The following is a 21,302-nucleotide window of genomic DNA, read 5'->3' on the forward strand; positions in this document are numbered from 1 at the left end:
TTACACCCTCCCTTCTGAATGAATCTTTAATAGCGTACTCAACGTTTTCTTCATTTCACTTCTATGAATGACTTTATCTAATTGCCCATGTTTTAATAAAAACTCTGCCGTCTGAAAATCATCGGGTAATTCTTGGCGAATCGTTTGTTCGATGATTCTTCTGCCAGCAAACCCTATCAACGCTTTAGGTTCAGCAAAATTGTAATCACCAACAGATGCAAAACTTGCAGATACTCCCCCAGTAGTTGGGTGTGTCATGATAGAGATAAATAACAACCCTCTGTCACTTAAACGTTTAAGAGCAACACTCGTCTTAGCCATCTGCATTAAGCTTAATACGCCTTCTTGCATTCTAGCTCCGCCTGATGCTGTAAAGATAATAAACGGTGTTTCTTTATCGATCGCGTGCTCGATCGCACGTGTGATCTTCTCACCTACAACAGAACCCATGCTGCCCATTCTAAATCGAGAATCCATAACCGCTAATGTTACATCAAGGCCATCTATCTGACCTGCACCGGTAACAACCGCTTCATTGATTTTTGTTTTCTTTCGGTCGCCTTCAAGTTTCTCTACATAATCAGGAAACTCTAAAGGATTTCCTGAAATCATGTCTGCATCATATTCTGTAAATGTTCCTTCATCAATCAGAGCAGCTATTCGTTCCTGAGATGACATTGGATAATGGTACTGACAGCCTTGACATACAAGCAAGTTTTTTCTTAGCTCTTTTGTAACCATGATGTGTTTGCATTCAGGACATTTACTCATAATTCCTTCTGGAACGTCTTGTTTAACTTTACCAGTTGGTATTGTGGCATATTTTTTCTTTTTTACAAACAATCCTTTAATCATAAATGAATAACACCACCTATTCGATTGCGTTTAGAGCATCGTTTTGTTTTGATAACAAATTCGTTAGCTTTACAGCATCTTTTTGTTGAAGGAGTGTCAAAACTTCCTCGCATAATGCTTGTGGCCAATACGAATTTGCTCGTTGCAATGAAGACCCATAACCCGTTAGTTCTACATATAAACGATAAAGAAGATGATTGCCGCATGCTTGGATCACAATTTTTTCAAATTGCTTGCAAGCTTCATTCACTTGCTCTTGTTCGTTCGTGTCCATCTGCTTGATAAGATGTGTAAGTTTTGAGATGGTGGAAGATCCAGCTCTGCGTACAGCAAGCTCTACACAGTCTTTAATAACGATATGTCTTGTTTCCTGAAGATCGTGTCTAGCTTTAGTATCATTTAAAATGAACGAAGCTAGTACTTCAACGAGCCGATGTCCGGTTGCTTCACGTATAAAGGTCCCTTCGCCTCTTCTTGTCTCAATCAGACCTAGAAGCTCTAGAGATCGGAGAGCTTCGCGGACAGATGATCTTCCAACCTTCAGCCGGTCACTCAGCTCCCTTTCAGAAGGGAGCTTGTCACCCGCTTGAAGGCCGTCCTCAACAATAATAGCTTTAATTTGTTTAAGAATTTCAATATATACTTTTTCGGTAGGCTGGACAGACATTCCTCTCTCCTCTACCGGTTTCATTCATCTTTTCCGATAATAGCTAGTTTCTTAGTCTTTTCAGCGATGTCTTCAGGATTCACACGTAGTCTTGCAACACCTGTTTCCATAGCTGCTGTCGCTACAGCTGCAGCAACTGCAGGTGCAACACGCGGATCGAATGGTGCAGGAATTACATAATCTGCTGTCAATTCTACTGGGTTCACTAGATTTGCAATCGCGTGTACGGCTGCAATCTTCATTTCCTCATTGATATGTGTTGCGCGAACATCAAGAGCACCTCGGAAAATACCAGGAAACGCTAACACATTATTTACTTGGTTAGGAAAATCGGAACGTCCTGTTCCAATGACCATTGCACCTGCTTCACGCGCTTCATGAGGCATAATCTCAGGATTTGGGTTAGCCATAGCAAATATGATCGGTTCTGGATTCATGGACTCAACCATTGATTTTGTTAATGCACCTTCAACTGAAACACCTACAAAAACATCTGAACCGCTGATTACATCAGCAAGTGTGCCTTCTTGTTTTGTACGGTTCGTAAATTTTGCAACTTCTGTTTTTACACTGTTCATTCCAAACGGACGACCTTCATAGATCGCTCCTTTAGTGTCACACATGATAATATCTTTCACACCAAAACGATCTAGCAATTTGATAATCGCGATTCCAGCTGCTCCAGCTCCATTAACAACGACCCTAATCTTAGACATTTCACGTCCTGTTAACTTAAGCGCATTAACGAGACCAGCTAGCGTAACAATGGCTGTACCATGCTGATCATCGTGAAAAATTGGAATATTCGTTTCTTTCTTTAAACGCTCTTCTACTACGAAACAATTCGGTGCAGCAATATCTTCTAAATTCACACCACCAAATGTTGGTTCAAGTAATTTTACCGTTTCAACGATCTTGTCCACATCTGTCGTATTCAAGCAGATTGGGAACGCATCAACTCCAGCAAAACTCTTAAACAGAACTGCCTTTCCTTCCATTACAGGAAGTGCAGCTTCTGGTCCAATATTCCCCAGACCTAAAACAGCTGTCCCATCAGAAACGACAGCTACTGTGTTACCTTTCATCGTATAGTCATAGACTTTCGTTTTGTCATCATAAATATCTTTACATGGCTCTGCCACACCAGGAGAATACGCTAAGCTTAAATCTTTTGCATTACGTACAGGTACCTTTGATTTTGATTCTAATTTTCCTTGATGTGTGCGGTGCATGTGTAGTGCTTCTTCTCTTAATGTAGACATTTTTTCATCTCCTAATGATTTTTAAATTTAAGGTTGATGAGCCAATTAGGAGGTGGTCAGACCACTATTATTGACTCATCCATTATAACAAAAGTTAACAAGCTGTAAAGGTTTTTAATTTCTCCTAAATACGACATTACCTTCACCAACAACAGATTGCAATTCTAATAACAAGTTTTCAGAAACATTTATTTTTTGAGAAATCTGGACCTTTTGTCTATTTTCTTCATAGATAAGAACAACAGATGTAGTTCCTTTTGATTCATCCAAAATGGTCTTCAAAACATTTAGATGCTGAGGTGATTGATGATCTTTATCTATCTTAATAAATAGTGTTGGCTGTTCATTCGACTTTAGATCTTGAAGAAGTCTGCACTTATTAACAAGAATCTGTAGTGATTCGTTACGATGTTCCACACTTCCTTCTATAAACAGTTGTTGTCCTTTCTGAAGAAGAGAGTGGTTGGCTTCATAAACTTTTGGAAAAGCTACCGCTTCTATCTCGCCACTTTCATCACTTATCGTCAGAAAGGCCATGAGTTCTCCTTTTTTTGTTTTGATCGCTCGTACTTTGTCCACTAGTACACCTAGACGAACGGTAGGTCTTTTTTCTTTTAATTCATTTATGTGGACAGCTTTCCAGCTGCTTAGCGTTGTTCGATAGCGTTGCAGCGGATGTGAGGAAAAGAAAAAGCCAAGAGCTTCTTTTTCGAACTTAAGCTTTTCACTTTCTTGAAAAGGTTGAACGGAAACGTAAGAAGGTTTAGGTAGATTAATATCGTCATCAAAAAGATACATCTGATTCTTTCGAGAGATCTCCAAAAACTCTTCTCCATATTCGATCGCCGTTTCTAATGAAGCTAGCAACACCGCTCTATCTTGTCCCAATTCATCCAAGGCTCCTGCAAAAATTAATGATTCGAGTGTGCGTTTATTTACCACTTTTTGAGGACAGCGTGAACAGATATCAAAAAGATCATGAAACGGTTCTTTATCATTCTCTGCCATCAGCATTTTTATCGCGTTGTATCCGACGTTTTTTATCGCCAACAAACCGAATGTGATATGAGATCCGTTCGAAATAAAAATTGCGCTGCCTTTTTTAATGGATGGTGGAAGAACCGGAATTCCTCTTTGCTCGGATTCTTTTATATATTGATTGACTTTATCATGATTGCCGATAACACTTGAAAGCAGTGCCGCCATAAAGTAGGCAGGATAGTTCGCTTTTAGGAATGCAAGTTGATAAGCTATGACACTGTATGCAACAGCATGGCTTCTCGGAAATCCGTAATCAGCAAAGCGTACGATTAAGTCGTATAACGCATCTGCAGATTTTTCATCATAGCCTTGCTTTAAACACCCGGCAACAAAATGTTGTCGCTCACGAAGAAGAATATCTCGCTTCTTCTTACCTACTGCTCTCCTCAGCAAATCTGCTTCTCCTAGTGTGAAACCAGCCGCTTTTGTTGCAATCTGCATAATCTGTTCTTGATACACAATCACACCGTACGTTGATTTTAAGATAGGTTCAAGATCAGGATGCATGTAGTGTACGGTCTTCTGACGATGTTTGCCCGCGATATAGTCAGGAATATTCTGCATCGGGCCTGGTCGGTAAAGAGCATTCACGGCTACGATATCTTCAAACTCCGTCGGTTTAAGCTGTTGAAGAACTTTTCTCATTCCATCAGACTCTAGCTGAAACACACCTGTAGTATCTCCTTTTGCAAGAAGCTCAAATGTTTTAACGTCGTTAAATGGAATATCATCCAGGCTGATCTTCACATTTTCTTTCTCTTCGATCGCCCATAAAATGTTTTCAATGAGCGATAAGTTCCGCAAACCTAAAAAATCCATCTTCAAGAGACCTGCAGCTTCGAGCCATTCCATACTATATTGTGTAAGAGGTATACCGTCATGACCGGTTTGTAAGGGTACTTTTTGAACAAGTGGAGCTCCCGACAAGACTACACCAGCAGCATGAGTTGATGCGTGCCTCGGTAAACCCTCAAGTGTCATCGCGATCTCAACTAGCTTTCTTACATCAGGTTCTGTTTTGTATGCCTGTTGCAGGCCAGCCGATTCTTTTAGCGCATTTTCTAACGTGATTCCAGGTCTAGATGGAATATTTTTTGCGGTAAGATCAATAAGTGCTGGAGCGAAATCCATCACTCTTCCCGCATCCCTTATCGCCGCTCTTGCTGCTAATGTCCCAAATGTAATGATCTGTGCGACATAATCTGTACCATACTTACGTGCTACATAGCTTAGTACTTCGTCCCGCCGGTTATCAGGAAAGTCGATATCAATATCCGGCATCGTGATTCGTTCAGGGTTTAAGAAGCGCTCGAAGATCAATTGATGATGAATGGGATCAACATTCGTAATCTGAAGAACGTAGGCGACTAGTGAACCTGCTGCCGAACCCCTTCCTGGTCCTGTAATCATCTTTTCATCGTGTGCGAATTTCATAAAATCCCAAACGATTAAGAAATAATCTTCAAAGTTCATATTCTTTATGATGTTAAGTTCATATGATAATCGTTCGTTTATTTCAGGTGTTATCGTTTCATAACGCTTCAAAAGTCCTTCATTACAAAGCTCAGTCAAATATTCATAGCTGTTCTTATTATCAGGAACAGGGTATTTTGGCAAAGCGATGTTACCAAGATCAAGCTGGAGTGAACATCTTTCTGCCAGTCTAACCGTTTCATCTAATGCATCCTCTGCATGGGAAAATAGACGTTCCATCTCTAATGGGGATTTAAAATAAAACTCATCTGTCTGAAGTTTAAAACGATCACGATTGCTTTTCTTTTCACCTTGTTTGATGCAAAGCAGGATATCATGTGCGTTTGCATCCTCACTTTTCATATAATACGTTTCATGCATACAAACGAGTGGAATGAGAAATTTCCTTGAAAGGTTTTGCAGTTGAAGATTTATTGTTTTTTCTATACCTGTATCATGATCTTCTAGTCCAAGGTAAAAGCGGTCTTTAAAGCACGTTTTATAAAATTGAAGAATTCGATTTAATGTTTGATCGTCAACATTCTCACGAGCAAGATATTGCTGAATCTCACCTTCCATGCCTGAAGAAACAGCAATAAGACCTTCAGCATGATTTGAGATTTCATCATAAGAAAGGGATGACACTTCTCCACCCAGCTTTGTCTGCATAAGCGTTGTGAGTTTTAATAGGTTTTCATAGCCCTCTACGTTCATCGCATATAAAAGTAGTTTATTAGCTGAGCGTATCTTCTCCTTATGATCTGCGTGATCTCTTCCAACCTCTGCTTCTAATCCAATGATAGGTTTGATTCCAGCTTTTACACATGCTGAATAGAACTTTAAGGCACCATACATGTTTGATTTATCTGTTAAAGCTAACGACGTATACCCAAGCTCTTTTGCATATTGAACAAGCTCTTCGATCCGACAAGAGCTTTCAAGAAGCGAGTATTCACTATGTATATGCAGTGGGACAAATCCCATACCATCACTTCCTTTACGCACCTGTTTGCATTCCATTATAGTACAGAAGTTCGTATGTGTTAATGAAACAGTTTTCAATGGTCTAGTTTCTTATTTCTAGGATGTTTCTAAAATACTTGGAAGCAGTTGATTTCCGCTCCAGGTTGCTCGCTTTCCACGGGGCGTACGGTGAGCCTCCTGCCGCTTTGCGCCATTAGGAGTCTCGCACCTTACACTCCAATCAACTTGTCAATGAAGAAAAATAATAAAACATCCAAAAGCAACAATTCTTTAGAAAACAACCTAAAGAGCTTATTTTAAAAATGAAACGAGCATACACTCCACCTATTTTCCATACATTGAGTAAGAGGGGAGGTTGTCTCATGGTACGTGAATTTTTTGCGAACATCATATTAGATTTTGCTATAGCTTTCGGCGTATTGCTGGGCGGTGCATTAATCGGCGGTCTTGCAGCTTTTCTTGTAGGTAAAGCACCTATCTTAGAGATGATGGAACTTGCAAAAAGACTTAAAATATGGGCAATTGTCGCTGCTATCGGCGGAACGTTTGATACGATCACGAACTTTGAGCGAAGTTTTGAAAACGGCGCTACTATAGAGATTTTTAAGCAATTAACCTATATTTTCGTTGCGATTGCTGGTGCTAATTCTGCCATGCAATTGATACAATGGCTCAGCCAGGAGAACATCAACTGATGAGGATTCCCCCGCTATATCAACGAAAAGGCTACCAGCGTTTTTTTGCTGGGATAGCGATCGGATTTATTATCGGCTGGGCATTTTTTTTAATACAAGGCGGCTTGGCTCACGAAAGACTTGTTCGAATGTTGGATGACCAAAAAGATATTATCCAAGATTTGAGAAAGAAAAACGAAATCCTAACCTCAGATGATGAAAAAGCAAACAAAGAACTTGCCAAAAAGTTTAAACTTCATGAAGTTAATGCAAGGTTTTCAAACAAGGACTCTTCAAAATTATCGAATCTAACACGGCTGCACTTAGCGAAAGCAGTTGAAGACGACTTAGAGCATCTTATTGGAGAAGATACAGAAACACTTGCTAAAAGTCATTCCTTACTCGTACAAGCTATTGAAAATAAAACGTACCGACTTGATGACGATGAGCAAGCTTATGAAGTAAAGATCGATCATTTGTATTTATACACTGGCGTTCTTCGAATCTATATCTCAGCCAAAATCAGTGAATGATTATGCATAAATAATGGTCGAAATATTACGTTTTTATGAATCTTTGGGCAAAGAAATGGCAATCCCTCCTTCATTTGTATAAAATATGTGTAAAGAATAATTTAAGAGTGATTATTGGGGGGAAACTACATGATTATCAATCGAAAAGAACTTGCCCGTGAAAAGGTAAAGGAATTACAGAATGGCTTTTCTGCTTTTGCAGAAACGAAAGAAGTAGCAGACCTAATCAAGAGAGAGCTTGCAAAATTAAACTTAAAAGTGCATGAAGATGTAACAGATGTTGGCTCTTGGTTTATCCCTGAAAAAGCTAACTAAATATAATTCATGCTCAAGCATAAAAAGGCCCCCCGATGAGGCCTTTTTTATTTGGCTTGATATTCTTTACAAAGGTTTCGAAGTTCAGCTAGTACAGAGAGCGTTTCATCTTTTGTATATACCGTTGCTCCTGATGCCCTCGGATGTCCCCCTCCATTAAATTTGGCTGCAATTTTATTTACAACCGGGCCCTTCGATCGCAATCTAACTCTGATCTGATCTGGTTCATCTACAAAAAACACCCACGCTAACAAGCCTTCAACATGCGAAAAAGAATTTACTAACAGTGATGCTTCACCTGCAGAAGTGCCGAACTCTTCTAATGTATCTTTCGTTAAATGAATATAACCTACACAATTATCTGCAATTGAAAAATTTTGAAGAACATAACCATTCAACCGAGCAAGTTTTTCAGATATCTTATATAAATTCTCGTGAATTTCTGATGGTGAGAATCCCGTCTCTAATAACGCTGCTGTATAATGGTGTGTTTTTTGAGTCGTGTTGGAAAATAAAAAGCGACCAGTGTCACCGATAATACCAGCATAGATAAGTCTTGCTGCGTGTTCATCAAGTTTCAATCCAGACGATGATCCGAAATGATATAGATCCATTATCATCTCTGATGTAGAACTCGCTTCTGTATCCACCCAGATTAAATCACCATAGGGATCTTCATTCGGATGATGATCAATTTTAATAATGTAATCTCCTAGTGAATAACGATGATCACTGATGCGAGGTGAGTTTGCGGTATCGCAAATTATAACTAAAGCCCCTTTGTAAACTTCATCTTCTATAACATCCATTGTATTTAAAAATGTAAGACCTGCTTCTTCTTCTCCTACAACATACACTTCTTTTTGTGGATAGCTCGCCTTGATGATGGCAGAAAGTCCACCTTGTGATCCAAGCGCATCCGGGTCTGGTCTGACATGTCGATGAATGATTATTTTTTCATACTGTTCAATTACTTGTAAGATTTGTTCTTTCATAGCAGACTCCTTTTAGATGTCGTTGTGGCAATTATAGTTTTAAACGTTTACAATATAGTGGAGTAAATACGTGGGGGAATTTTCAATGCCTATTTTTATTATCCTAATTATACTTTCTTTTGCTCTATATGTGTTCTATAAAGTCTCTGAAGTACGTGCAAAAGAACCATTCTTAAAGCGCTGGACAGGCACAAAAGCAAAAATGGCACTCGGTTCATTCTTAGCTTCTTTCGGTCTGAACGAACTCACAGCTGTTGAGGGACGTGTACAGCTTTGGGTGGCACTAGTCTTTTTAATTTACGGAATTGTTCTTTTAATCATGAATTATAAAATGTACAAGCACTTCTTGACACTTGCACGTGAAGAAGCACAGAAAAATTAAATGAATATGGATAAAAAGTCCCTGAAGCAGGGACTTTTTTTATGATCGATGGTCAAGAAGCTGTGCCATCATCATTGCTTTTCCAACAATCTTTCCGTCATGATGGATCTCCACATCTACTTTTCCAAATTTCCGGCTCACTTCTAGCACTCTTGGAATCAGTTCGATATCACTATCGATCTGTACAGGCTTAATGTAATAAAACGTTACATTCTCAACAACGAGGTCGCCTTTTTTGATTTTTCTCAGTGCTTTTCGAGCGGTTTCGGTTACGAGAGTCATTAAGACACCGTATGAAACGGTTCCAAGATGATTTGTCATCTGTGGCGTAATCTTACAAAAGTACGTCGTTTCATTGTCTACCTTTTGCTCTTTTAACTCTGTCGTTATAAGATCATCAAAAGTAGCACCTACTTGGGGCTGCTTTTGCATCATCTGCATCGCTTTTAACACATCTTGTCTTGTTAAAATTCCGATCAGTTTATGAGAAGTTCCGATAACAGGAAGTAGTTCGATTCCTTCCCAGATCATCATATGAGCACATGCTGCAACTGATGTTTTTTCTGTAACGGTTAAAGGTGAACGAGTCATTACTTTTTCAACCTGCATGGAAACAGGAACCCCTATAATATCTTTAGAAGTGACTACACCAGTGACGCGATTACCTTGATCTACTACCGGATAACGACTATGCATGGTTTGTTGATTCAATTCGTGCCAACGCTGCACTTTATCATGTTGATATAGATAATGTGTCTCGTCGATCGGTATTAAAATATCGGATGCTAAAACGATATCTTTCTTTATCAGACGGTCATGAATCGCTTTATTAATCATTGTAGCAACAGTAAAGGTATCATAGCTCGTAGAGATAACAGGAAGTTCAAGTTCGTCAGCGAGTCGCTTCACTTCTTCCTCTGTATCAAAGCCACCTGTGACTAAAATTGCACTCCCTGCTTTTAGTCCAAGTTCGTGGGCGTTCACACGGTTACCAACGATCAATAAACTTCCAGCATCAACATAACGCATCATTGCTTCAAGCTTCATGGCTCCGATGACAAATTTGTGCAATGTTTTATGAAGACCAGCGCGCCCGCCAAGTACTTGTCCTTCAACAATATTCACGACTTCAGCAAACGTTAACTTTTCGATATTACTCTTTGCTTGTCTTTCAATACGTATCGTACCTACACGTTCGATCGTACTTACGATTCCTTGATTTTCAGCTTCTTTTATTGCTCGATAAGCTGTTCCTTCACTAACGGTCAGATCTTTTGCTATTTGCCGAACGGAGATTTTTGATCCGACATCAAGGTCCAAAATATGCTGTAGTATTTGTTCATGCTTGGTTAGCATTACATTCACCGTTCCTTCTACCTGTATCTATCTGTTTTATAACTTTGACTAATACAGATTATACAGGCATTAGAACAGAAACTCAACTTTCCATGTGTATCCTTTTTTTCATTTTTGAATCTGGTGTCACAATCTGCTTTTTGACAGCCCTTTTCTCTGCCGTATCTTTCTTAAACAAAAGGCTCACTAAAAGCATACCTGCAAAACCCATCCACGCTGCCGAAAAAAGTTGTTGCAGCAAAGGACCTTCAAACGATAGTACAGGTATGGCTACATAGAAAAGCACCATCAACATTAATACTTTTGCCATTCTTTCTTGTCTCATAAAAAACACAACCTCCCTTACTATCATCAATATGCATAGAAAGGGAGGTTAGAATCATTATACGCTTATACTTTCGCCGCTATTAAGCACTTTTCCTTTGTTTCCTAGTTTAGATGTGAACGAGGTTTCTGGGTCCTGTTCAATCACAGGAAACGTATTGTAATGGATTGGAACGGTTACCTCAGCACCAATCCACTCTGCTGCGATTAATGCATCCTCAGGTCCCATTGTAAAATTGTCACCAATAGGCAAGAAAGCAATATCTGGTTTCGCAAACTCTCCAATTAATTTCATATCTGAGAATAGAGCTGTATCTCCTGCATGGTATAGTGTTTTCCCACCTTGTGAGAATAAGATTCCTGCAGGCATTCCGGTATATACGACAGTACCATCTTCTTGCGAATAACTTGATCCATGAAAGGCTTGAGTGAATTTTACTTTTCCAAAATCAAATGTGCGGCTCCCTCCTATATGCATAGGATGTGCCTCTACCCCGAGTGTTTGTAAGTACTCTGCAAGTTCAAATGGCGCTACGACCAAGCTGTTATTTGCTTTTGCAATCTCAACCGTGTCTCCTACGTGATCATTATGACCGTGTGTTAATAGAATTACATCAGCTTTAACGTCCTTTACATCGATCTTAGCTTGTCCATTTCCGTTAATAAAAGGGTCAATCCAAATGGAATGTTGCTCTGTTTGAATTTCAAGTACAGAATGTCCGTGGTATGTCACTTTCATAATTGCATGTTCCCTCCTCAGATTAAACGCTGAAATACCTTACTAGTGTTACATACCCTATTATAGAACAGAAAAAAAGTCCGATTCCAGAGAAAAGGAATATCAGACTTTTTTATTCTTATCTATTCGTTTGATTTTAAGATGGATACAGCATCTTTATAGTCTAGTTGGTGTGATTCAGCAACTGCCTTATATGTTACAAATCCATCCAATGTATTGATACCTTTTAGTAAAGCTTCATTATCTAAACACGCTTTAACATATCCTTTGTTTGCGATCTGAAGAGCGTAAGGTACCGTTACGTTTGTCAGACCGATCGTTGAAGTTCTCGGAACTGCGCCTGGCATGTTAGCTACTGCATAATGAAGAACGCCATGCTTTTCATATGTCGGATTATCATGAGTCGTAATGCGGTCAACCGTTTCAAAGATTCCACCTTGATCAATAGCAACATCCACAATTACAGAACCGGGCTGCATGCCTTTAATCATTTCTTCGGTCACGAGTTTAGGTGCTCTTGCCCCTGGAATTAAAACAGCTCCAATAACTAATGCTGATTCTTGAACGGCAAGAGCGATATTAAGTGGATTGGATATGAGCGTATTGATCTCAACACCGAAGATATCATCAAGCTGACGAAGACGTTCTGGGTTTAAATCAATGATCGTAACATCTGCTCCAAGGCCCATCGCAATCTTAGCAGCATTCGTTCCGACCACACCGCCTCCGATAACCGTTACTTTACCCCTTCTTACTCCAGAATACCACTTAAGAGAATGCCAAGACCGCCTTTTGACTTTTCTAAAAATTGTGCACCTATTTGAGCAGCCATCCTTCCTGCTACTTCACTCATCGGTGTAAGCAGAGGTAGTGTACCGTTTGGCAATTGAACCGTCTCGTACGCAATGCCAACTACTTTATTATCTGTTAATGCTTTTGTAAGTTCTGGCTCAGGTGCAAGATGTAAATAAGTGAAGAGAATTAGACCTTCTCGGAAAAAACAGTACTCCTCAGGAAGCGGTTCTTTTACTTTCATGACCATGTCCATCGACCATGCTTGAGTAGGTGTTTCTACGATTACACCACCAGCACTTTCGTATTCTTCATCTGTAAAACCAGATCCGATTCCAGCGCCTTTTTGAATAAAAACCTCATGACCCGATGCTACAAGATTCAATACGCCTGCTGGTGTCATCGCTACACGATTTTCATTATTTTTTATCTCAGTCGGTACTCCTATTTTCATGTTGTACCCTCCCTTGTTTTACATGGAAATTTTTTCATTATTCTATAGTTAACATACCACCAAAAATTCAAAATAAAAAGTTGAATTTCATTAGAATATGAATATAGTCAAGACAGCTTTAAGGTGCCCTAAAAGGAAAAGGAACATTCTTGTTTTGGGTTTGAAGAAAAATAATGCGATTGCTCGTGATTGCAAGAGCCTTTTTAGAACAAAAAAAGGATAGCTCGTTTAGAAGAGCTACCCTAATCTTGTTTTATGAAAGACTTTCTTCTTCATCAAGTTTTGTTCTTTGCTGTCCTTGATCTACTTTATCGACGATTCCGCTTTGATAAGCTTCTGTTATCTGTTGATGAACGGTCATTTCACCTTCAGCATCATATTCAAGCTGTTGATTGGGACGTTTTTCATTCTCCATCATTCTTTCCTCCTTCACATGCAAGACTTTAACCATAGTTTTCGTCTTCGAAGGAAAGTTCATATGAGCTAATTATTGGAAACGGCCATTTTTGATTGTGCTGCATCAATCTGCTGACGAACGGCCTCAAAGCCAGTTCCACCCTCAGAATTCCGTCTTTCTACTGCTGTTTTTGGAGATAGTGCTTCGTACAGGTCATTTTCAACAAGCGGACACCATTCCTGATATTCATCCAGCGTCACATCAAGAAGGTAGCAGCCTTTTTGTATGCAGTGAAGGACCATCTGACCTACTAATTCATGTGCTTCTCGAAATGGAATTCCTTTTTTTGCTAGGTAATCTGCAAGTTCTGTAGCATTCGAAAAGTCTTGATGAACGGCTTTGTTCATCTTATCCACATGAATCTTTACTTCATTCATCATGCCTGTCATGATGCTTAAGCATCCTTTAACTGTTTTTACCGTATCAAAAACAGGTTCTTTGTCTTCCTGCATATCTTTGTTGTATGCAAGTGGCAATCCCTTCATTAAGGTAAGTAGGGAGATCAAAGAACCATATACTCTCCCACTCTTTCCTCGAATCAATTCAGCCATATCAGGGTTCTTTTTTTGCGGCATCATGGAGCTCCCTGTAGTGAAGCTATCACTGATCTCTATGAACCCGAACTCTTCTGAAGACCAAAGTATCAGTTCTTCACAAAATCGAGAAAGATGCATCATAATCATAGATGCATTGCTGCAGCATTCAATTGCAAAATCTCGATCACTTACAGCATCTAGGCTATTGAGATACTTATTTCTGAATCCTAGTTCGTTCATCGTGATGTTGCGGTCGATATCAAACGTCGTTCCCGCTAAAGCTCCAGCACCAAGAGGCATTATATCACTGCGCTTTAGACTATCTTGAAGTCTGCCTTTGTCACGATCAAGCATCCAAAAATACGCTAACAGATGATGAGCAAATGAGACAGGCTGAGCACGCTGAAGATGTGTATATCCAGGGATAATTGTCTCTACATGCTCTTCTGCAAGATTCAACAGAGATTTTTGCAATTCTTCTATATGATCAATAATCAATAACGTTTCTTCTTTAACATAAAGATGAAAATCAGTAGCCACTTGATCATTTCGGCTTCTAGCTGTGTGTAATTTGCCGCCATCCGGCCCAATTTTGTCTGTTAATAATTTTTCAAGATTCAAATGTATGTCTTCGTATTTAACTGAATACGTAAGTTCCCCTTCTTCCGCTTCAAACTGAAGAGAAAGCAGACCATTCTTAATCTTTTCATAAGCACTCTCGTCAATGATCTTACATTGGAAAAGCATCTTAGCATGAGCCAGACTTCCTTTAATATCTTGACTGGCCAATTGCTGATCAAAGGAGATTGATGCTCCAAACTCATCTACCCATTCTTCAGGCTGTTTTGAGAAACGTCCTCCCCACAACTTCTTCACACTTTCACCTCATTTTTTTGAACCATGCTGCTTACTTTTGTAGGAAGTCCCCATAAAGAGATAAATCCTTTCGCAGCTGTATGGTCAAAAGCATCGTCTGATGTATATGTTGCTAATTTTTCGTCATAAAGGGAGTAAGGTGATTTTCTTCCTTCGACGATCGCATGACCTTTAAAGAATTTAACACGTACAGTGCCTGTTACATGTTTTTGCGTTTCATCTAAAAAGGCTTTTAATGACGCGTTTAGCGGTGAGAACCATAAGCCTTCATAGATTAGTTCAGTCATCTTCTTTTCAATGATCGGTTTAAAATGAGCGACTTCTTTAACCAATGTTAGATCTTCAAGTTCCTTGTGTGCTTTAATAAGCGTTGTTGCCGCTGGACACTCGTAAACTTCACGTGATTTAATTCCTACTAATCTATTTTCAACATGGTCGATACGTCCGACACCATGCGCGCCTCCCCATTCGTTCAACTGATTAATCAGAATGTCTAGAGAAACATGCTGACCGTTTAGTGATACAGGAACACCTTGTTCAAACCCGATCTCTACGATCTGTGGTTCATCAGGCGTATCCTCAAGAGCAACAGTCATTTCATATGCTTCTTCTGGTGGTGCAGCCCAAGGATCTTCCAAGATACCACATTCATTGCTTCTTCCCCATAAATTTTGATCAATAGAGAACGGATTTTCCTTTTTAATCGGCACAGGAATATCATGATCTTTTGCATATTGAATCTCTTCTTCACGCGACCAGCTCCACTCACGAACTGGTGCAAGAACCTCAAGCTCTGGAGCAAGTGCAGCAACAGAAACTTCAAAACGAACTTGGTCGTTCCCTTTTCCTGTGCAACCATGAGCAACTGCTGTAGCTCCATATTTTTTCGCTGTTTCAACTAATTTTTTCGCGATTAACGGTCTGCTTAATGCAGAGATGAGTGGATATTTCCCTTCATACAATGCATGTGATTGTAAAGCGATTAATGCATATTCATCAGCGTATTCCTTTTGAACATCAAGTACGATCGATTCAGATGCTCCGATTGATAACGCCTTTGATTGTATAAAAGGAAGGTCTTTCCCTTCACCAACATCCAAGCATAATGCAATAACTTCGTATCCTTTATCAGCTAGCCACGGAATCGCAACAGACGTATCTAATCCTCCAGAATAAGCTAAAACTACCTTTTTCCCCATATGAAATCTCTCCTTTGTTATAGCCAAAAATGAATATTTACTTATTTTTATACATTTTTGTTTATAAAAATACCATTTATGATAGTTCATACTATAACAAAAACATTGCCGATAATGCAAGGTTATTCTTTAAAATGAATAAAAATAACATCGGACTTTTATCTACCATCCTACTCCACCCTTTTGTACAATAAGAACAGAGGTGATTTCAATTGCAGAATGACTTTGTTTGGGATGAAAGACTTGGAATCTTTGTTCCGCATTTAAATAAAGCGTGGGAAAAGTACGATACGTCCACTCAAGAAGCAATAATGTTGCATTGGGAAAAGATTAGAGGAAGAATTCCAGATCGAATCGGAGAGATCGAAGAGAAAATTAACAAGTTGCAAGACCAACTATCTATTGAAGAACGTTTTGAGGTCTCATGCGAATTGAACAACAAGATCGCGAGCCTCGCTTCTGTCATTAATGATCTTTGGTTATGGTACAGATTAAATCAGAGTATTACATCAAAAATACATGATTAAACTAGGTTCATCTTAAATATTAGGAATCCTTCACATAAAATAAAGAGGATGCATTTGCATCCTCTTTATTTGGGGCTGTTTCTTAGCAAACGGCTTTATTTATTCAGCTGTTGAACAACATGTGACAGCTCGGGTATGATTAATTTTTCCATGCCTAGTTTTACAGCTCCTGACGAACCAGGGAGTGCAAATATCGCTGTCCTATCCTTAACTCCTGCTACTGCTCTACTTAGCATCGCACCAGAACCAATATCGTCTGTATAGCTTAACATGCGAAAAAGCTCACCAAAACCAGAGATCTCTTTATCAAATAAAGGCGTCAATGCTTCAATTGTTACATCCCTAGAAGCGATCCCTGTCCCACCGTTAAAAAGGACAACATCAATATCGTCGTTCTGTATGCCGAATTCTGCAGCATCTCGTATTGATTTCATATCATCTTTTACAATTCTGTATTCAGAGATCTTATGATGATTGTTTTCTAAAAAAGTTTGTATCAATTTACCGCTTTTATCTGATTCTTCATTACGTGTATCACTAACGGTTACGATCATGCATCTAACAAATCGTGGAGCTTGAGCCTTATGTTCTTGAACACTCATGGAAGTAACTCCTGTTTCTTAATATTTTTCGTAAAGATATCTTTTTTGATAAAACTTGTGTGCAATTTCTGTAATCTTTCTCGACTGTTGATAGTTCATGATAGCACCCAGTGCCATCCCGAAGATTGGCAATCCTTGAGTTAGTTTCTTTCTGAGAAGAAGAATCGCCATCATCTTCACAGCTTGCTGTATCGGATGAGACATCCAGGACACATCTGCGATCACATCTTTTCCTGCATAAAAAATCGGATCTTCTTCCTCTCTGATCTCAACCATCAGTTCGTCCCACTTTTCCTGCTGAAAACGCTTTGGCATCGTTGCTGCATGATAAACTTTTAACGAACGCATCATTTCTGCAGGTCTTTGTATATCATATCCATAGTGCATCGCAATAGATTGCACAGAACGGATTCCTATAGCAACCATTGCAGGCAGGTCCGTTCCTAAAAAGAGCAGTCCTCCTGTTCCGGCGAGTCCTCCTTGCGAAAATGACAAGAGTCTATTTCTTGCGATCTGCTGGTCTGCCATATAAGATAATTGATCGATCGAACACTTTTTCAAATCTTCAATTTCAAAGATATCGTCTCTAAATACTCTTGCTTCAGACAACAGCCGTTGCTTCGTATCCAGTTGGAATTGTGAATTCTGAATAAGAGCATGAATATGAAACAGTGCAGAATCCACATATTCTCCGATCGTCTGTTGTACCTCTTCTGGAAGAAGGTCCATCTGTCTTGTTGCCCATTTTTCATAAGTACGTCCAAAATCTGTAGGTTCATATGTAAAAAAATCTTCTTCCCATGCATTAATTTCCTGCCAGATCTGTTCTTCACGCTCTGTTAATGCCATACATATCCTCCTTAAAACCTTTTAAATAGTGTAGTATAAATTACTCTTAAAGTAAAAAATCTGGAATGACCAAACTTACAGAAAAGGATTCCTCCATTCCATCAGTAAAGCATGGTTAGACGATTCTTCATCTTCTATATAATTCGGGATAAGCATCAGCGGAGTTCTACCACAGCGCAATAGAAACGAAATGACCGGATCATATAACTCTCCACTTATCACTTTATCAACATACTGTTGAGGAGATAGAACACCTGAATACTTAGAAAATCCCGGCATTCTTCCTCCACCTAACAATCGCTGCAATTTAAGGTGAACGACCGTTTCATACAAACCCTGCATAAGAAGCTTGCCTAAATTTAATTTTCGATAGGTTGGCCGTATACAAATATCTACAACATAAAGTGTATTCCCATTTTGATCATGATTAGTAATATTGCCATTACTCGTTATATCTTCCCACGTATGCTGCGGATGTTTCAAATCATAATGAACGAGCAAGCTTGTTATGGAGCCAGCAACAACTCCATCAATCTCTACACATAGAGCTCCATCTGAAAAGAGGGAGATATGATTATGTAACTGTTTTTCATTCCATAATAATTCTGGGGGAAACGGAGAAGGGAAGCTTTCTTTTTGAATGGTCAGGAGTTCAGCAAAATCTTTTTGTTCATAATTCCGAACGACAGCTCTTACATTTTGATTGTTCATGTAAAGATATTGTTCTTTTATGTACATATTTTAATCTCCCTCTTTTTAAAAGGTGATCGCTTTTTTGCTCATTAAATGGTTTACGCTAAACAACTCCATATTCCTCCTTTAACTTGCATATCTAAGCATAAAAAAACAGCCTTTTCCGGGGGAAAAGACTGTCTCTCTAACTACATAGCATAGCGCATTGTATCACGCGCGATCATCACTTCTTCATTTGTAGGGATTACGATAACTTTTACAGGAGAGTGAGGATAGCTGATGAATGCTTCTTTACCACGAACTTGGTTAAGAGCTGGGTCCCAATACACGCCCATGAACTCTAGCCCACGAAGTACGCGCTCACGAACAGCCGTACTGTTTTCACCGATACCTGCAGTAAAGATGATCGCGTCGATGCCAGCCATTCTTGCTGCATAAGATCCAATGTATTTATGGATACGGCTAGCAAAAACTTCTAAAGCAAGTTCAGCACGTTCATTCCCTTTTTCTGCTTCACTCTCAATATCGCGAAGGTCAGAAGAGAATCCAGAAACACCAAGCATTCCACTCTTATTGTTCAATACATTGATTACTTCTTCAGCACTTTGACCTGTCTTTTGCATGATGTAAGGAATTAGAGACGGGTCAATGTTACCAGAACGCGTTCCCATTGTAACACCTGCTAAAGGTGTGAAGCCCATAGAAGTATCTATTGATTTTCCGCCTTCGATCGCTGCAATGCTTGCACCGTTACCTAAGTGGCATGATAAAAGACGAAGTTGTTCAACCGGACGTCCAAGAAGCTCAGCAGCTCTCTCTGAAACATACTTATGACTTGTTCCATGGAATCCGTATTTACGAATACCGTAGTCTTCATAATACTCATATGGAAGGCTGTATAAGAATGATTTTTCAGGCATGGATTGGTGGAAAGCAGTATCAAAAACAGCAACTGCTGGTACGTTAGGCAGTACATTTTTGAAGGCTTTGATTCCAACAACATTTGCTGGGTTGTGTAATGGAGCAAGATAAGAAATTTCTTCAATTTCTTGTAGAATCTCATCTGTAATCAAAACAGAGTCGTTAAACTTTTCTCCACCATGCACAACACGATGACCGATTCCCTCGATCTCTTCTAGAGAAGAAATGATGTTGTGTTTTACTAATTTATCTAAAAGCATAGATACTGCTTCTGAATGATCTTGAATATCTTTAATTTCTTTAACTTTTTCACCATCAACTTCGATCGTGAAAACTGAATCATTTAATCCGATACGTTCTACAAGTCCTTTAGTCAGTACTACTTCTTCAGGCATTTGAAGCAACTGAAATTTTAAGGACGAGCTTCCGGCGTTAATTGCAATAATTTTAGCCAAAATAGCCATCTCCTTCATATTCATGAAATAAATAGGATATGAACTCCCACTTCCATCTCACTTGAAACTTAATCCTTCCTTATTTAAACATTGAGCCTTATTAATATCAAGGTTGTAAAACGCTTACACCTTATATTCATGCAATTCAGACTTGAATCCGTTTGCAATTCCATAAAAAAACAGCATAGGATAGACCCACGCTGTTATTTTTCACGTTCCCACTCTGTTTTAAACCATTCATTGATCTGTTCCATTACATTTCCTAATCCATTTTTATTTGAGAAAGATGGAAGCTGAGCCAGCATCGCTTGTTTAGGCTTTATTGCACCTTCACCATTCTTTTGAAGAATCAGGATGCTCTTTGCATGAACGGAGGATTTGAATAATGATTCAGGTAACTGAAGAAGACCTAGAACGGTTACTGTTTCCTTCATCCAGCTTTTAAACAAATCCGCTTGTTCACTTTCAAATAGGTTGTTCGGTACGATAAAGATCCCGATGCCTGATTCTTTCAAATGATTGACTCCTTGCTCGATGATTAAATGATGAGCATAAGTATGTCCTTCTTTTTCATAAACTTTAAAGGCTTTAGCGGTTTCATCATCTGGATAATAACCTACTGGCAAATCGGCTACAACTACATCAACTGGATCTGCATAAAGTGGTTTGATCACATCTTGGTGAAAAAGCTCTACTTTATGTTTTTGGATATTGGCATTGACCCATGCTAGTCGTAAAAGAGTTTCATCCACTTCTACTCCAAACGAAACACACTCTTTATCTTTCAACTGGTTCATTACTGCTGTTAGCAAGTTTCCTGAACCGACCACAGGGTCTAACAACGTAAGATTTTCGGATTTTTTCATGAATTTTTGAACGAGGTATCCAGCAAATAGTGCAACCGCATCCGGCGTCATCGCATGGTGTGGTTGAACAGCTTCTTTCATGCCTTTTAGTACAGCCAACTGAAAAGCTTTGCGGGTTTCTTCTGTACCAAATTCTGTAACGTTCACTTTTTTGTATTCATCTGTTAATACAGCTGTTAATTCTTTCGGGTATTCTTTTGGTATCTCTTGAAAGAACAGGTTTTCTCCTGATTCTACAAGAGCGTCTAAATAAGGCAGTTCAAGTTTATCCTTAATTGCCGTCGCTGTGTTGTCAAGAACAACAAACAGCTTTTCTACATCTTTAAAAGAACTCATATTTAGCTTCCTCCTAAGTTTTCACAGGAAACATTTTAGCAAATTACGTACAGCATATACAATCATTAACTTCTTTTGCTAGTAAAATGAAAAAGTCCATCGTATTTAGAACAAAAAAATCTCCGGTAGAATAAAGCTT

21 protein-coding genes and 1 pseudogene are annotated in these 21,302 nt (G+C 39.1%); 5 read left to right on the plus strand and 17 right to left on the minus strand.

The window, feature by feature from the left end:
* The 4 genes from accD to dnaE all read right to left on the minus strand — a co-directional run bounded on the left by accD (position 1) and on the right by dnaE (position 6,282).
* Complete coding sequence (accD, locus tag I5J82_RS11780) at positions 1-855, minus strand: acetyl-CoA carboxylase, carboxyltransferase subunit beta (protein ID WP_198767994.1); 855 nt, start codon at positions 853-855, stop codon at positions 1-3.
* A gap of 16 nt (positions 856-871) precedes the next feature.
* Positions 872-1,522 carry a FadR/GntR family transcriptional regulator gene (locus I5J82_RS11785; RefSeq protein ID WP_198767995.1) on the minus strand — a complete coding sequence of 217 codons (651 nt, stop codon included), beginning with the start codon at positions 1,520-1,522 and terminating at the stop codon, positions 872-874.
* Between the two features lie 20 nt (positions 1,523-1,542).
* Positions 1,543-2,784, minus strand: a complete 1,242-nt coding sequence (gene ystJ / locus I5J82_RS11790) for an NADP-dependent malic enzyme (RefSeq protein WP_198767996.1) — start codon at positions 2,782-2,784, stop codon at positions 1,543-1,545.
* A gap of 114 nt (positions 2,785-2,898) precedes the next feature.
* Positions 2,899-6,282 carry a DNA polymerase III subunit alpha gene (gene dnaE / locus I5J82_RS11795; protein ID WP_198767997.1) on the minus strand — a complete coding sequence of 1,128 codons (3,384 nt, stop codon included), beginning with the start codon at positions 6,280-6,282 and terminating at the stop codon, positions 2,899-2,901.
* A 362-nt stretch (positions 6,283-6,644) separates the two neighbouring features.
* Here dnaE and I5J82_RS11800 point away from each other — a divergent pair, with 362 nt between their 5' ends.
* The 3 genes from I5J82_RS11800 to I5J82_RS11810 all read left to right on the plus strand — a co-directional run bounded on the left by I5J82_RS11800 (position 6,645) and on the right by I5J82_RS11810 (position 7,804).
* Positions 6,645-6,977: a YtrH family sporulation protein gene (locus tag I5J82_RS11800; protein WP_066396792.1), complete on the plus strand. Its 333-nt coding sequence runs from the start codon at positions 6,645-6,647 to the stop codon at positions 6,975-6,977.
* Positions 6,977-7,489: a sporulation membrane protein YtrI gene (gene ytrI, locus I5J82_RS11805; RefSeq protein ID WP_198767998.1), complete on the plus strand. Its 513-nt coding sequence runs from the start codon at positions 6,977-6,979 to the stop codon at positions 7,487-7,489. The genes I5J82_RS11800 and ytrI overlap by 1 nt, the downstream gene beginning before the upstream one ends.
* A 129-nt stretch (positions 7,490-7,618) precedes the next feature.
* Positions 7,619-7,804 carry a YtzJ family protein gene (locus I5J82_RS11810; protein WP_066396796.1) on the plus strand — a complete coding sequence of 62 codons (186 nt, stop codon included), beginning with the start codon at positions 7,619-7,621 and terminating at the stop codon, positions 7,802-7,804.
* Positions 7,805-7,851: 47 nt separating this feature from the next.
* On the opposite strand, the gene I5J82_RS11815 is transcribed toward I5J82_RS11810, so the two are convergent.
* The gene (locus I5J82_RS11815; protein ID WP_198767999.1) at positions 7,852-8,799 is read right to left on the minus strand and encodes a DHH family phosphoesterase; all 948 of its coding nucleotides are present in this window, start codon (positions 8,797-8,799) and stop codon (positions 7,852-7,854) included.
* Between the two features lie 85 nt (positions 8,800-8,884).
* On the opposite strand from I5J82_RS11815, the gene I5J82_RS11820 reads away from it, so the two are divergent.
* Positions 8,885-9,181, plus strand: coding sequence for a YtpI family protein (locus I5J82_RS11820; protein ID WP_197131588.1), 297 nt, complete (start codon positions 8,885-8,887; stop codon positions 9,179-9,181).
* A 39-nt stretch (positions 9,182-9,220) separates the two neighbouring features.
* On the opposite strand, the gene I5J82_RS11825 is transcribed toward I5J82_RS11820, so the two are convergent.
* From I5J82_RS11825 to I5J82_RS11855, 7 genes and pseudogenes are all read right to left on the minus strand, one after another.
* Positions 9,221-10,537, minus strand: coding sequence for a DRTGG domain-containing protein (locus I5J82_RS11825; protein ID WP_198769001.1), 1,317 nt, complete (start codon positions 10,535-10,537; stop codon positions 9,221-9,223).
* An 82-nt stretch (positions 10,538-10,619) separates the two neighbouring features.
* Positions 10,620-10,862 (minus strand): hypothetical protein, encoded by a 243-nt coding sequence (locus I5J82_RS11830; protein WP_198768000.1) that lies wholly within the window; start codon positions 10,860-10,862, stop codon positions 10,620-10,622.
* 57 nt (positions 10,863-10,919) lie between these two features.
* Entirely contained in the window at positions 10,920-11,600 is a 681-nt protein-coding gene (locus I5J82_RS11835; RefSeq protein WP_198768001.1) for a metal-dependent hydrolase, read from the minus strand.
* A 122-nt stretch (positions 11,601-11,722) separates the two neighbouring features.
* Positions 11,723-12,846: pseudogene (ald, locus tag I5J82_RS11840) on the minus strand (alanine dehydrogenase).
* Positions 12,847-13,099: 253 nt separating this feature from the next.
* Positions 13,100-13,261: a hypothetical protein gene (locus I5J82_RS11845; protein WP_197264996.1), complete on the minus strand. Its 162-nt coding sequence runs from the start codon at positions 13,259-13,261 to the stop codon at positions 13,100-13,102.
* 68 nt (positions 13,262-13,329) lie between these two features.
* Complete coding sequence (gene argH / locus I5J82_RS11850; RefSeq protein WP_198768002.1) at positions 13,330-14,715, minus strand: argininosuccinate lyase; 1,386 nt, start codon at positions 14,713-14,715, stop codon at positions 13,330-13,332.
* On the minus strand, positions 14,712-15,914 hold the full coding sequence (locus I5J82_RS11855; protein ID WP_198768003.1) for an argininosuccinate synthase: 1,203 nt from the start codon (positions 15,912-15,914) through the stop codon (positions 14,712-14,714). The genes argH and I5J82_RS11855 overlap by 4 nt, the downstream gene beginning before the upstream one ends.
* A gap of 212 nt (positions 15,915-16,126) precedes the next feature.
* Between I5J82_RS11855 and I5J82_RS11860 the strand changes: the two genes are divergently transcribed.
* Entirely contained in the window at positions 16,127-16,441 is a 315-nt protein-coding gene (locus I5J82_RS11860) for a hypothetical protein (protein ID WP_198768004.1), read from the plus strand.
* 95 nt (positions 16,442-16,536) lie between these two features.
* On the opposite strand, the gene I5J82_RS11865 is transcribed toward I5J82_RS11860, so the two are convergent.
* The 5 genes from I5J82_RS11865 to I5J82_RS11885 all read right to left on the minus strand — a co-directional run bounded on the left by I5J82_RS11865 (position 16,537) and on the right by I5J82_RS11885 (position 21,163).
* Positions 16,537-17,043: a MogA/MoaB family molybdenum cofactor biosynthesis protein gene (locus tag I5J82_RS11865; protein WP_198768005.1), complete on the minus strand. Its 507-nt coding sequence runs from the start codon at positions 17,041-17,043 to the stop codon at positions 16,537-16,539.
* A gap of 18 nt (positions 17,044-17,061) precedes the next feature.
* Positions 17,062-17,892 (minus strand): EcsC family protein, encoded by an 831-nt coding sequence (locus tag I5J82_RS11870; RefSeq protein WP_198768006.1) that lies wholly within the window; start codon positions 17,890-17,892, stop codon positions 17,062-17,064.
* Positions 17,893-17,967: 75 nt separating this feature from the next.
* Complete coding sequence (locus tag I5J82_RS11875) at positions 17,968-18,630, minus strand: GNAT family N-acetyltransferase (RefSeq protein ID WP_198768007.1); 663 nt, start codon at positions 18,628-18,630, stop codon at positions 17,968-17,970.
* A 143-nt stretch (positions 18,631-18,773) separates the two neighbouring features.
* Complete coding sequence (locus I5J82_RS11880) at positions 18,774-19,961, minus strand: acetate kinase (protein ID WP_198768008.1); 1,188 nt, start codon at positions 19,959-19,961, stop codon at positions 18,774-18,776.
* Between the two features lie 203 nt (positions 19,962-20,164).
* Entirely contained in the window at positions 20,165-21,163 is a 999-nt protein-coding gene (locus tag I5J82_RS11885) for a class I SAM-dependent methyltransferase (RefSeq protein WP_198768009.1), read from the minus strand.
* Positions 21,164-21,302 lie beyond the last annotated feature (139 nt).

It is taken from the genome of Fictibacillus halophilus (genome assembly GCF_016401385.1).
Classification (GTDB): Bacteria; Bacillota; Bacilli; order Bacillales; family Fictibacillaceae; genus Fictibacillus; species Fictibacillus halophilus.

Bases quoted from the DNA above. Each gene is read 5' to 3' on its own strand.
- accD (WP_198767994.1), bottom strand. From the start codon at position 855: ATGATTAAAGGATTGTTTGTAAAAAAGAAAAAATATGCCACAATACCA.
- I5J82_RS11785 (WP_198767995.1), bottom strand. From the start codon at position 1,522: ATGTCTGTCCAGCCTACCGAAAAAGTATATATTGAAATTCTTAAACAA.
- ystJ (WP_198767996.1), bottom strand. From the start codon at position 2,784: ATGTCTACATTAAGAGAAGAAGCACTACACATGCACCGCACACATCAA.
- dnaE (WP_198767997.1), bottom strand. From the start codon at position 6,282: ATGGGATTTGTCCCACTGCATATACATAGTGAATACTCGCTTCTTGAA.
- I5J82_RS11800 (WP_066396792.1), top strand. From the start codon at position 6,645: ATGGTACGTGAATTTTTTGCGAACATCATATTAGATTTTGCTATAGCT.
- ytrI (WP_198767998.1), top strand. From the start codon at position 6,977: ATGAGGATTCCCCCGCTATATCAACGAAAAGGCTACCAGCGTTTTTTT.
- I5J82_RS11810 (WP_066396796.1), top strand. From the start codon at position 7,619: ATGATTATCAATCGAAAAGAACTTGCCCGTGAAAAGGTAAAGGAATTA.
- I5J82_RS11815 (WP_198767999.1), bottom strand. From the start codon at position 8,799: ATGAAAGAACAAATCTTACAAGTAATTGAACAGTATGAAAAAATAATC.
- I5J82_RS11820 (WP_197131588.1), top strand. From the start codon at position 8,885: ATGCCTATTTTTATTATCCTAATTATACTTTCTTTTGCTCTATATGTG.
- I5J82_RS11825 (WP_198769001.1), bottom strand. From the start codon at position 10,537: ATGCTAACCAAGCATGAACAAATACTACAGCATATTTTGGACCTTGAT.
- I5J82_RS11830 (WP_198768000.1), bottom strand. From the start codon at position 10,862: ATGAGACAAGAAAGAATGGCAAAAGTATTAATGTTGATGGTGCTTTTC.
- I5J82_RS11835 (WP_198768001.1), bottom strand. From the start codon at position 11,600: ATGAAAGTGACATACCACGGACATTCTGTACTTGAAATTCAAACAGAG.
- I5J82_RS11845 (WP_197264996.1), bottom strand. From the start codon at position 13,261: ATGGAGAATGAAAAACGTCCCAATCAACAGCTTGAATATGATGCTGAA.
- I5J82_RS11855 (WP_198768003.1), bottom strand. From the start codon at position 15,914: ATGGGGAAAAAGGTAGTTTTAGCTTATTCTGGAGGATTAGATACGTCT.
- I5J82_RS11865 (WP_198768005.1), bottom strand. From the start codon at position 17,043: ATGAGTGTTCAAGAACATAAGGCTCAAGCTCCACGATTTGTTAGATGC.
- I5J82_RS11870 (WP_198768006.1), bottom strand. From the start codon at position 17,892: ATGGCATTAACAGAGCGTGAAGAACAGATCTGGCAGGAAATTAATGCA.
- I5J82_RS11875 (WP_198768007.1), bottom strand. From the start codon at position 18,630: ATGTACATAAAAGAACAATATCTTTACATGAACAATCAAAATGTAAGA.
- I5J82_RS11885 (WP_198768009.1), bottom strand. From the start codon at position 21,163: ATGAGTTCTTTTAAAGATGTAGAAAAGCTGTTTGTTGTTCTTGACAAC.